The organism is Tenggerimyces flavus (assembly GCF_016907715.1).
GTDB lineage: Bacteria > Actinomycetota > Actinomycetes > Propionibacteriales > Actinopolymorphaceae > Tenggerimyces > Tenggerimyces flavus.
Genome location: NZ_JAFBCM010000001.1, coordinates 3,836,232 through 3,847,013, shown reverse-complemented (window position 1 = coordinate 3,847,013; position 10,782 = coordinate 3,836,232). Strand labels below are relative to the sequence as shown.

General features: G+C 69.3%; 11 protein-coding genes. 7 read left to right on the top strand and 4 right to left on the bottom strand.

The genetic code is table 11. The features are described 5' to 3' along the window. Positions 1-3 precede the first annotated feature (3 nt). Genes rfbD through JOD67_RS17990 form a run of 3 tightly spaced genes read right to left on the bottom strand, consistent with a single transcriptional unit; the run spans position 4 to position 2,806 of the window. The gene (gene rfbD, locus JOD67_RS18000) at positions 4-816 is read right to left on the bottom strand and encodes a dTDP-4-dehydrorhamnose reductase (protein WP_205118765.1); all 813 of its coding nucleotides are present in this window, start codon (positions 814-816) and stop codon (positions 4-6) included. A gap of 11 nt (positions 817-827) precedes the next feature. Continuing rightward, a complete protein-coding gene (rfbB, locus tag JOD67_RS17995) occupies positions 828-1,742 on the bottom strand; it encodes a dTDP-glucose 4,6-dehydratase (protein WP_205118764.1) in 915 nt (304 codons plus the stop codon). Next, positions 1,739-2,806, bottom strand: a complete 1,068-nt coding sequence (locus JOD67_RS17990) for a glucose-1-phosphate thymidylyltransferase (RefSeq protein WP_205118763.1) — start codon at positions 2,804-2,806, stop codon at positions 1,739-1,741. Before JOD67_RS17990 ends, rfbB begins: the two co-directional genes overlap by 4 nt. A gap of 195 nt (positions 2,807-3,001) precedes the next feature. Between JOD67_RS17990 and JOD67_RS17985 the strand changes: the two genes are divergently transcribed. From JOD67_RS17985 to JOD67_RS17965, 5 genes are all read left to right on the top strand, one after another. After that, on the top strand, positions 3,002-3,502 hold the full coding sequence (locus JOD67_RS17985) for a SigE family RNA polymerase sigma factor (RefSeq protein ID WP_205118762.1): 501 nt from the start codon (positions 3,002-3,004) through the stop codon (positions 3,500-3,502). After that, the gene (locus JOD67_RS17980; protein ID WP_205118761.1) at positions 3,490-4,770 is read left to right on the top strand and encodes a beta propeller repeat protein; all 1,281 of its coding nucleotides are present in this window, start codon (positions 3,490-3,492) and stop codon (positions 4,768-4,770) included. The genes JOD67_RS17985 and JOD67_RS17980 overlap by 13 nt, the downstream gene beginning before the upstream one ends. Before the next feature lie 109 nt (positions 4,771-4,879). Beyond that, a complete protein-coding gene (locus tag JOD67_RS17975; protein ID WP_205118760.1) occupies positions 4,880-5,845 on the top strand; it encodes a type IV toxin-antitoxin system AbiEi family antitoxin domain-containing protein in 966 nt (321 codons plus the stop codon). Beyond that, positions 5,842-6,399, top strand: a complete 558-nt coding sequence (locus JOD67_RS17970) for an SH3 domain-containing protein (RefSeq protein ID WP_205118759.1) — start codon at positions 5,842-5,844, stop codon at positions 6,397-6,399. Before JOD67_RS17975 ends, JOD67_RS17970 begins: the two co-directional genes overlap by 4 nt. A 23-nt stretch (positions 6,400-6,422) precedes the next feature. Further along, on the top strand, positions 6,423-6,920 hold the full coding sequence (locus JOD67_RS17965; RefSeq protein ID WP_205118758.1) for a GNAT family N-acetyltransferase: 498 nt from the start codon (positions 6,423-6,425) through the stop codon (positions 6,918-6,920). An 18-nt stretch (positions 6,921-6,938) separates the two neighbouring features. Here JOD67_RS17965 and JOD67_RS17960 read toward each other — a convergent pair whose 3' ends face one another. Continuing rightward, a complete protein-coding gene (locus JOD67_RS17960) occupies positions 6,939-7,487 on the bottom strand; it encodes a TetR/AcrR family transcriptional regulator (RefSeq protein WP_205118757.1) in 549 nt (182 codons plus the stop codon). A gap of 81 nt (positions 7,488-7,568) precedes the next feature. On the opposite strand from JOD67_RS17960, the gene JOD67_RS17955 reads away from it, so the two are divergent. Together JOD67_RS17955 and abc-f are read left to right on the top strand one after the other, a co-directional pair. Further along, positions 7,569-8,741: a serine hydrolase domain-containing protein gene (locus JOD67_RS17955; RefSeq protein WP_205118756.1), complete on the top strand. Its 1,173-nt coding sequence runs from the start codon at positions 7,569-7,571 to the stop codon at positions 8,739-8,741. Positions 8,742-9,107: 366 nt separating this feature from the next. Continuing rightward, positions 9,108-10,730, top strand: a complete 1,623-nt coding sequence (gene abc-f, locus JOD67_RS17950; RefSeq protein WP_372442367.1) for a ribosomal protection-like ABC-F family protein — start codon at positions 9,108-9,110, stop codon at positions 10,728-10,730. The last annotated feature ends 52 nt before the right edge of the window (positions 10,731-10,782 follow it).

Here is a 10,782-nt window from a genome sequence, read left to right as displayed (position 1 = left end):
GGACTATACACCGAGTGAATAGACCACCGCTCGGAGCGCCTCGCGCCAGTGCGGGAGCGGCGGGAGGCGGTGGTTGGCGAGGACGGTGTACGTCGGGCGCGGCGCGCGGTCGGGCGTGTCCGACGAGGAGATCGGGCGGACGCGTTCGGGATCCTTGCCCAGCAGGCGGAAGACCTCCTGGGCCTGCTCGTGCCTCGTGGCGTCGCCCGCGTTCGTCAGGTGCACGACGCCGGGTCCGTAGTCGGCGGCGGCCGAGAGGTGGTCGACGACGTCGCGGGTCCAGGTGGGTTGGCCGCGCTTGTCGGCGACGACGTCGAGGTACTCGCGCTCGCGTTCCTGCTGGATCATCGCGGTGACGAAGTTCGCGCCGTCCGCACTGAACAGCCAGGCGGTACGGACGACCGTGCCGCCGTGGGCGAGGACGGCATGCTCGCCGGCGAGCTTGGTACGGCCGTAATGGTTCACCGGACCGGTCGGATCCGCTTCAGAGTAAGGCGAATCAGCGGATCCAGCGAAGACGTAGTCGGTGGAGATGTGCAGCAACCGCGCACCAACCTCAGCGCTGGCCGAGGCGAGCACGCGCGGACCCTCGGCGTTGACGAGCGAAGCCTCCGCCGGATGCGTCTCGGCCGTGTCCACGTTCGTCCAGGCCGCGCAGTTCACCACGACGTCCGGCCGATGAGCGTCGAACGCGGAACGCACCGCCGAATCGGACGTGACGTCCAGCTCCGCCCGCACCAGGCCGACCGCGCCCAGCCGGGCGACCACCTCGCGGCCGAGCAACCCACCCGCGCCGGTGACGAGCCACCGGGTCATCGCGACCACCACTACCTGTTGTCCCGGTACCAGGCCACGGTCGAGGCCAGTCCCTCGTCGAACGAGACCGCCGGCGCGTAGCCCAGTTCCCCAGCGATCTTCGACCAGTCGAGCGCGTACCGCCGATCATGTCCCTTGCGGTCCTCGACGTACCGCACGCTGGACCAGTCCCGCCCACACGCGTCGAGCAACCGCTGGGTGAGCTCGCGGTTGGTGAGCTCGAAACCCCCACCGACGTTGTAGATCTCACCGGGCCGCCCCCGCTCCAGCACCGCGGTGATCCCCGCGCAGTGGTCGGAGACGTGCAGCCAGTCGCGCACGTTCAGCCCGTCGCCGTACAAAGGCACCTGCCCGCCGTCGAGCAGCGTCGTGACGAACAGCGGGATCACCTTCTCCGGGTGTTGGTACGGCCCGTAGTTGTTCGCGCACCGCGTCACGCGCACGTCGAGCCCATGCGTGCGGTGGTACGACAGCGCGATCAGGTCGCTCGACGCCTTCGACGCGGCGTACGGCGAGGTCGGCCGCACCGGATCGGTTTCCGGCCAGGAGCCGACGTCGATCGACCCGTACACCTCGTCGGTCGACACGTGCACGAACGTCCCCACCCCGTGCCGCAGGGCAGCGTCGAGCAACGTCTGCGTCCCCACGACGTTCGTCTGCACGAAGTCCGCCGCGCCGCGGATCGACCGGTCGACGTGCGACTCGGCCGCGAAGTGCACGACCGCGTCGTGCCCGCCCATCACCGAGTCGACCAGCGCCGCATCGCAGATGTCCCCATGGACAAAGGAGATCCGGTCACGAACGGGAGCGAGGTTGGCCAGATTGCCCGCGTACGTGAGCTTGTCCAACACAGTGACGTCGCCCGCGAACGTACGCACGAAGTGCGACCCGATGAAGCCCGCGCCACCCGTCACCAGGACCCTCATGAGCTGATCTGCACCTTGCTGTGATCGCCGAGCACGAACCGGTGCGCTCGCGGCATCCGCGGCGACGGCGTGACCTCCACGTGGTGGCCGATGAGCGACGCCTCGATCCGCCGCACACCCTCGATCGACGAGTCGTGCAGCACGATCGAGTACTCGATCTCGGAGTCGACGATCCGGCAGTCGTGCTGGATCGACGTGAACGGACCCACGTACGAGTCCACGATGCGCGTCCCCGCGCCGATGATCGCCGGCCCGACGATCCGCGACCGGACCACCGAAGCGCCGGGCGAGAGCACGACCCGGCCGATGAGCTCCGACTCCGCGTCGACCTCGCCCGCGGTCGACGGCGTCAGGGTCTCCAGCACCGAGCGGTTCACCTCGAGCATGTCCGCGACGTTCCCGGTGTCCTTCCAGTATCCGGTGATCACGGTCGAGGCCACGTCGCGCCCCTGATCGATCAGCCACTGCAGAGCGTCCGTGATCTCGTACTCGCCGCGCGCCGACGGCACGAGCTGGCGGACCGCCTCGTGGATCACCGGCGTGAACAGGTAGACCCCGACCAACGCGAGGTCGCTCTCCGTGTCCTTCGGCTTCTCCTCCAGCCGCACGACCCGCCCGTCGGGGTCCAGCGAGGCCACGCCGAACGCGGACGGGTTCGGCACGTGCTGGAGCAGGATCGACGCGTCCGGCCGCTCCTTACGGAACGACGCGACCACATCGGCGATGCCGCCGATGACGAAGTTGTCCCCCAGGTACATGACGAAGTCCTCGTCGCCGAGGAAGTCGCGGGCGATCATCACCGCGTGCGCGAGCCCGCGCGGCGCGTCCTGCGAGACGTACGTCACATCCAGCCCGAACCGCGACCCGTCCCCGACCGCGTCCTGGATCTCCTCGGCGGTGTCCCCCACGACGATCCCGACCTCGGTGATCCCCGCCTCGGCCACCGATTCCAGGCCGTAGAAGAGCACGGGTTTGTTGGCTACCGGGACCAGCTGTTTGGCCGACGTGTGCGTGATCGGCCGCAGCCTCGTTCCGGAGCCGCCAGACAGGATCAACGCGCGCATGAGGGCACCGTACGCGCCGCGCGAGCGGTCACGTCGAGCTATTTTCGTACCTAGGTGTGCCTATTTGTGCAGTACAGGGCGCGTTTCGCGCAGGTTCGGTACCCGATACGGCAACCTACGGTAGGCATCGGGCAACCTACTGGTGAGGGCTGTGCGTCCATGGTCACAGCCGCCGGTCGAGGCGGGAGGACTCGAGTGCGGAGCGATGAGGAGGAGGCGTTCGATGCGTTCGTGCGGAACCGGATGCCCGAGCTGCTGCGGTTCGGTCACATGCTGACCGGCAGCGCCGACGCCGCGGCGGATCTGGTCCAGGACGCGCTCGAACGTACGCTGAACTCCTGGTCGCGGCTCCGGCAACGCGACGATCCCGAGGGCTACGTCCGGCGGACCATGGTCAACCGGAACGTCAGCATCTGGCGGAAGCGACGCCGCGAGTACCTCACCGACGAGGTGCCGGACCGGGTCGAGGACGCCGACATGAAGGTCCCCGACCAGGCCCTGCAGACCGCCTTGTCGTCGCTCCCGCGCAAGCAGCGCGCGGTGATCGTGCTGCGGTTCGCCGAGGACCTGTCCGAACGGCAGGTCGCGGAGATGCTCGGCTGCTCGGTCGGAACGGTGAAGAGTCAGACGTTCAAGGCTCTCGCGAAGCTGCGGGACCAACTGCCCAACCAGGAGGACGCCACGTGGACCCCCTAGAGGACCGTGTCCGTCACCTGCTGAGCGACGACAGCTGGCGGGTGGATGCCGACACCGACAGCACGTTGCGGAAGGTGCGTGAGGGCGCCAAGCGGCGTCGCGTACGTCGCAACATCGGCCTGACCGCCGCGGCCGTCCTCGTCGTGGCAGGCGGGGCTGGTGGCGTGGGCTACCTGGCGAACGTGCTGCCCAACGGCAACGGCAACGTGACCGTGGCGAGCGACGGCAAGGAAAAGGCCCTGCAGGACGAGTCGGGCGCGGCTGGGTCGAGCCAGCCTGGCCCGGCCGACGCCGGCCCGTCGCCGGAGTCGACGGACACCACCGGGGACACGTTCAGGAACCAGGAGATCGCCGAGTTCACTCCCGTGTCGCTCACCGCCGCCGGCCCGGACAGGTTCTGGCTGCTGGGCAAGGGAACGACAGGCACCGCCGACGTGATGACGACCACCGACGGCGGCAAGACGTTCACGCCGGTCGCGACCATCGAGGCGACGGTCGCGGCGGGGACGAACGAGCTGAAGGCCGACTCGATCAGCTCGATCCGGTTCGCCGTCGACGGCGACAACGGCTGGGCGTACGGCCGCGCGCTGTGGGCCACCCACGACGGCGGCTCGACGTGGTCGAAGGTGGACTCGTTGTCCGGCAAGGTCGAGCGGCTGGAGATCGCGTCCGGCCGGGCGATCGCGCTGGTCAAGGACGGCGACAAGTGGTCAGCCTGGGGCTCGCCGGTCGCGTCCGACGAGTGGACTGAGCTGGACGTGGAGCTCTCCGATCCCAGCGACCTGGCCGTGGTGGGCTCGATCGTGGTGATCGCGGACCGTTCCACGGACGAGGGCGTGACCGCGGCGTCGTCGAACGGCGGCGCGGAGTTCTCCCGCTTCGCCTCGCCGTGCTCGCCGGACCTGTCGGGCGGAACGCTGTCGGTGACGGCGGACTCGGTCTGGCTGAGCTGCCCGACCGGCACCGCGGCTGCGGTGTTCGTGTCGCACGACGCTGGGCGTTCGTGGGATCCGGTCGAGGCCGAGAAGTCGCTGCCGAACACCGTCCTGGTCGGCGCCCGGACCTCGTCGTCGACAATCATCGCCGTGCCCGGGCAGGTGGAGATCCTGTCCGACCAGGGCAAGTCCCAGACCGTTCCGATCAAGGAGCTGGGCCAGCCGACGTTCGCGGGGTTCACCAACAAGAACGTGGGCTACGTGCTCGACCTCGACGGGAAGCTGTTCCGTACGACGGACGGCGGACAGAAGTGGTCGAAGGTGCGCCTGTAGCTCAACTGATGGGCCTCGTTTTCGTCCACAGGTAGCCGGATCGGCGGGTTGTCCACAGATCGATCCGCCCGGCTCCCGGTGACCGTTCCACTGCCGCAAGGTGGTGGACATGAACCCACTGCACTCGACCCTCGAGGCCATCGCCGCCCACCAGCACGGCCTGTTCACCCGCCAGCAGGCGCTCGCCGCCGGCTACGACGACGCTCACGTCGACCGGTGCGTACGAGAGCTGGCCTGGCACCGAATACGCCCTGACGTCTTCGTCGAGCGTGCCGTCTGGACCTCCGCTGACGCCGTCCAGCGGCACCTGCTGATGGTCAGGGCCGTCCTGCTGCGGCTCGATGCGCCGGCGGTGGTCAGCCACTGGTCCGCGGCCGCGGCCTGGGGGTTCGCCTTACACCAGCCCAACCTCGCGCGGGTCCACGTGACCCGGACCGACCTGGAGACGTCCCAGCTCACGGTGGGATTGCACGAGCACGCGGGCCAGTTGACGCCGGGCGAGTTCACGCTGCAGGACGAGCTGCCGATCACCTCGGCGGCCCGGACGGTCATCGACGTGGCACGCGTCGGCCCGTACGAGTCGGCCGTCGTCGCCGCGGACTCCGCGATCCGGCTCGGCGTGCTCCGGGCGTGGTTGGTCCATGCGCTCGACGCTGTGCGGGACCAGAGTGGTTCCGGGGCCGCCGGGCGGGTGATCGCGTTCGCGGACGGGCGATCGGAGTCGGCTGGGGAGTCGTTGGCCCGGGTCGTGTTCGCCGAGCTCGACCTGCCGGCTCCCGCCCTCCAGGCGGCGGTCTCCCTCGACGAGCATGACCGGTGCGACTTCTACTTCCGCGAGCACCTGACGGTCGCCGAGTTCGACGGGCGGTCGCCGTACCACCGCGGCCTCCGGGACGGCGAGGACCCCGACATCGTCGTGCGCCGCGAACGAAGACGCGAGGCCGAGCTGCTCGATCTGGGCTACCAGGTCGTACGCGTGACCTGGAGCGACCTGTATCCCGCCAACCGCCACGCCCTGGGCGAACGCGTCCAGCAGGCGTTCGACCGAGCCTCCCGAAAGGAAGCAGTCGCATGATCCGCACCACCACAGCCACCACCGCCATGTTCGCCGCCACTCTCGTCGGCCTCACCGTTCTCGCTCAGCCCGCGAATGCCGAGGTGTACAAGGGCGAAGCGACCGCCTCGTTGAACGTTCGCTCGTTCCCGACACCAGCCGCGGAGCTGCTCAGCGTCCTGAAGAAGGGCACCAAGGTCACGATCGCCTGTAAGGTCGAAGGCCCGGAGGTCGACGGCAACCGGTTCTGGTATCGCGTCCAGTCCGGCAACACCTGGCGCTACGCCGCCGCGCGCAACATCGAGGACGCCGGGAAGTCGCCGCACTACTGCAACCTCGGCCCGCCCGATGGTCAGGTCACCGCGAAGCCGTCGGTCAAGCTCCGCACCACGCCAAGCCTCGATGGAGCAGCGGCGGGCAGCCTGAAGTACGGCGCCAAGCTCAACGCGATCTGCAAGGTGTCGGGCGACGAGGTCGGCGGCAACGACCGCTGGTACCAGCTCTACGACGGCCGCTGGCTGACCGCGCGCTACGTCAAGAACCTCAACGGCATCGTCCCTGAGTTCTGCCGGTAGAACCATGATCGAGACAATGGAGCGTGCACGAGTACACGATTCGGCAACCCAGGCTCGAAGACGCCGACCAGCTGGGCGAGATCCATGTGCGGATCTGGCGGGAGGCGTACGCCGGGCTGATCGTTCAGCGCTATCTCGACGAGCTCGAACCGGCGCGGTCGGCCGATCGCTGGCGGGCGATGCTCGCCGAGAAGGACGACGCCATAGGGCGTCTCGTGGGCCTGGCGGGCGACGAGGTCGTCGGCTTCATCACCGTCGGTCCCGCCCGTGACGACGACCCGCCGACGCCGCTGGAGCTGATGGCGATCAACGTGCTCGCCAGCCACCACGGCACCGGGCTCGCCCGCCGGCTGGTCACCGAGGCGCTCGGCGACCGCGAGGCCTACCTCTGGGTCGTCGACGGTAACGAACGCGCGATGAGCTTCTACCGCAAGTTCGGCTTCGAGCTGGACGGCGGCACGAAGGTCGACGAACGGCTCGAGGCGACCGAACACCGCATGACTCGCCCCCGCGAAACCTAGGCCAGCCGGCGGGATCGACTAGTCCTGCAGCAGCTCGTTGGCGCCGCGGAGGAGCTCGGCGCGGAGGTCCGCGTCGGGAACGTCGGGGAACAGGCTGACCGGATCCGCGACGGCGCTCAGTGCCTGCGTCGCGCGGATGCGTTCCCGCCAGCCGGCCCGCGGCCCGGCGAGCAGCTTCTGCGCCTCCTCCATCCACGCGATCACCCGGTACCCGAGGACGAGGCCCTCGTCCCCGTACACCGACGCGTCGCGGAACAGCAGCCCGAGGACCCGCCTGTTGCTGAGCAGCGCGTCGGCAGAGCCCTCGAGCAGGTGCTTGCGTACGGCCGCGAGCCCGCGGCGTCGCGCGGCTTCGGCCAGCACCTGGTCGAGCTGGTCCAGCAACGGTCCGAGCAGGCTCTCGAGAATCTCGGCCTTCGACCGGAAGTGGTAGTAGAGCGACGCCTTCGTGATGCCGACGCCCTCCGCGATCTCCCGCATCGACGTCCCGCGATAGCTCCGCGTACCAAACAGCTCCACCGCCACGGAACGGATCCGGGTCGGTGTGTCCTCTGCCACAGCCGCCATGGACCGAAGCGTACCAGCCTTGCCTACCGACCGGTCGGTAGATACTCTCCCTACCAACCGGTCGGTAGAGAGGACGAGACGATGATCAACGGAACCAGCGCCGAGAACTTCCGGAAGGTCAACCAGGCGTTCGAGGCGAACTTTCAAGCCGACAAGGAGCTCGGCGCCAGCCTCGCCGTCTACCACCACGGCCGGCAGGTGGTCGATCTGTGGGGCGGCTACGCCGATCTGCGACGCTCCAAGCCTTGGGAACGCGACACGCTCACGATCATCGCGTCCACCACGAAGGCGATGGCAGCGATCGCCGCGCTGCTCCTCGTGGACCGCGGGTCGCTCGACCTCGACGCGACGGTCGCGAGCTACTGGCCAGAGTTCGCCGCCGAAGGCAAGGGCGACATCACACTTCGCCAGCTGCTGAGCCACCAGTCCGGGGTGATCTCGTTGGAGAGGTCACCGCTGACGGCCGAGACGCTGATCGCCGGAACACCGATCGTGGAAGCTATCGCCGCCGTGCGGCCGGAGTGGACGCCCGGCACCGCACACGGATACCACGCCCTGACGATCGGCCACGCGCTCAGCGAGATCGTCCGCCGCCAGACCGGACTCACCGTCGGTCAGTTCTTCGCGACGGAGATCGCGGGACCGTACGGCATCGACGCGTTCATCGGCCTGCCCGAGAAGGAGCTCGGCCGGCTGTCCGACATCTCCGCCCCCGACCCCGGCGCGCTGACGCTGGGCAAGGACGTCGAGGACCTGGCCGACCTGTTCGCAGCGTTGAACGATCCGACCTCGGCCGCCTACCGCGCGACGGCCGGCAGCATCGGAGTCAGCTTCGAGGCGGTCAACGACCACCGGTTCGCGATCGCCGAGAGCCCCTCCGCCGACGGCACCGCCAGCGCGGCGGCACTCGCCAAGCTGTTCGCGCTGCTCGTCAGCGACGTCGATGGCAAGCGGCTGCTCTCCCGCGCGATCGTCGACGAGGCCCGCACGCCCCACGCCAGCGGCAAGGACCAGGTGCTGTGCGTGCGGACGGACTGGGGTCTGGGCTTCATGCTTCCGGGCGGCCCGATGTTCCGCGTCCCCCAGAAGGGCACCTTCGGCCACGGCGGCTCCACCGGCTCGTTCGCGTTCGCCGATCCCGAGCACGAGCTGGCCTTCGCGTATGTCCCGAACCGCATGTCGGAGCTGCTCGAAGGCAGCGACCAACGCGCCTGGAGTCTCGTCGACGCGACCTACGCGAGTCTCGAGGGCTAGGCTCGATCGTTCGTCGGTCCGACCCGGCCCGCCCTGAGGGCCAACGATCATGTTTACATGATCATTAGCCGCTTTACGTGGGGTGGACGCCAGGTAGAGGGGCCACCGGCCAGGTAAGGCGACCACCCACACCTGAATCCCGAGGCTAGGCCGTGACTCCTAGCTATCGCGCGGCGCGCGATGACCGGTGCTCTTGCCAGACACGACCTAATGAGTTGGGAGCGAATCGTCGCTCTTGCTACCGTGGGGGCATGGCTTTCTATCACTATCTCTGAGTCCGGGCACGGCCGTCGCTGCCGTTTCTGCTGCCCGTAGACACTTCGCACTCCCAGGGATAGTCACATGCGCGAACGCGCCCATACCGTCATGCCCGCTGCCGTGGCGCAGCTGTCCGTCAGGGACGTCACCAAGTCCTACGGCACTCGAACCATCCTCGACCAGGTCAGCTTCACCGTCCGTCCCGGCGAGAAGGTCGCTGTCATCGGCGAGAACGGCTCCGGCAAGTCCACCTTGCTGCGACTGCTCGCAGCGGCCGAGGCGCCGGATGCCGGCGAGATCACGGTCAGCTTCCCCGGCGGCACCGGCCACCTGGCCCAGACCCTCGACCTCGACCCGCGCTGCACCGTGCAGGACGCGGTCGACCTCGCTCTCGCCGACCTGCGCGACCTGGAATGCCGGTTGCGCAGAGCGGAGGAGCGTCTCGGCGAGGCCTCGGAAGAGGAGCTCGTCGCGTACGGCGAGCTGCTGATCGCGTTCGAGGAGCGTGGCGGCTACGAAGCGGACGTCCGCGTGGAAGCCGCCATGCACGGGCTCGGGCTCGGCGGGATCACCAGGGACCGCCAGCTCGAAACGCTCTCCGGTGGCGAGCAGTCGCGGCTCGCGCTCGCCTGCGTGCTGGCCGCCGCTCCCGAGCTCCTCCTCCTCGACGAGCCGACGAATCATCTCGACGCGGCGGCCATGCACTGGCTCGAGGAGCAACTGCGCGCCCACCGTGGCACCGTCGTCGCGGTCACCCACGACCGCGGGTTCCTGGAACGCATCGCCACCGCGATCCTCGAGGTCGACCGGGATGCGCGCACGGTGCACCGGTACGGCGAAGGATGGGCCGGCTACCGCGCCGCGAAGGCCGCCGCCCGACGCCGGGCGGAGCAGGAGTACGCGGACTGGCTGGAGGAGGTGGCCAGTACCGAGGAACTGGTCGCGGCCGCCGGGAAGAGGCTCGCCACCACGGGCAAGGACCCGGGGCAGGGCTTCGGCAAGCACCGCCGGTCGCATGAGAACAAGCTCGGCGGGCAGGTGCGATCCGCCCGGGAACGGTTTGCTCACCTGCGGCGACACCCGGTGCCGGCTCCACCCGAACCGCTGCGCTTCACAGCAGCGTTGTCGTCGGCGGGCGGGACCCGTCCCTCGGAGCGCCCACTCGCGGAGCTCGACGACGTACGCGTCGGCTCGCGGCTGCGGCTGGACGGACAACTGGCGATCGCGCCCGGGCAGCGGCTGCTGGTGACAGGCGCGAACGGGGCGGGCAAGACGACGCTGGTGCGGGTTCTGGCGGGCGATCTGGAGCCGGACGCGGGAACCGTACGCCGCCCGGCTCGGATCGGCTACCTGGCGCAGGAGCTGCCCGCGCAGTCCACGCGTCTTCCGCTGCTCGCCGCCTTCGCGGTCGGACTGCCCGGGTTGCCGGACGAGTACACCGATCGCCTGCTGGCGCTGGGGTTGTTCCGTCCGGAGGATCTGCACGTGCCGGTCGCGGCGCTGTCCGCGGGACAGCAACGGCGCTTGCAGGTCGCGAGGCTGGTGACCAGGCCCGTGGACCTTCTCGTCCTCGACGAGCCGACGAACCACCTCGCACTCGACCTGGTCGAGGACCTGGAGGGGGCGCTCGCGGCCTACCCCGGCGCGGTGGTCGCGGTGTCGCACGATCGCGCCTTCCGCGAGCGCTTCGCAGGTGAGCGGCTGGAACTGAGCGGCGGCCGCCGGTGCTGACCCTCACCTGGCCGCCACATCAGCCACACCAGTCACAGCTAGCCCGATGCCG

Excerpts from the sequence above, each read along its gene's own strand:
- rfbD (WP_205118765.1), bottom strand. The coding sequence starts at position 816 with ATGACCCGGTGGCTCGTCACCGGCGCGGGTGGGTTGCTCGGCCGCGAG.
- JOD67_RS17960 (WP_205118757.1), bottom strand. The coding sequence starts at position 7,487 with ATGGCGGCTGTGGCAGAGGACACACCGACCCGGATCCGTTCCGTGGCG.
- rfbB (WP_205118764.1), bottom strand. The coding sequence starts at position 1,742 with ATGAGGGTCCTGGTGACGGGTGGCGCGGGCTTCATCGGGTCGCACTTC.
- abc-f (WP_372442367.1), top strand. The coding sequence starts at position 9,108 with ATGCCCGCTGCCGTGGCGCAGCTGTCCGTCAGGGACGTCACCAAGTCC.
- JOD67_RS17955 (WP_205118756.1), top strand. The coding sequence starts at position 7,569 with ATGATCAACGGAACCAGCGCCGAGAACTTCCGGAAGGTCAACCAGGCG.
- JOD67_RS17990 (WP_205118763.1), bottom strand. The coding sequence starts at position 2,806 with ATGCGCGCGTTGATCCTGTCTGGCGGCTCCGGAACGAGGCTGCGGCCG.
- JOD67_RS17970 (WP_205118759.1), top strand. The coding sequence starts at position 5,842 with ATGATCCGCACCACCACAGCCACCACCGCCATGTTCGCCGCCACTCTC.
- JOD67_RS17975 (WP_205118760.1), top strand. The coding sequence starts at position 4,880 with ATGAACCCACTGCACTCGACCCTCGAGGCCATCGCCGCCCACCAGCAC.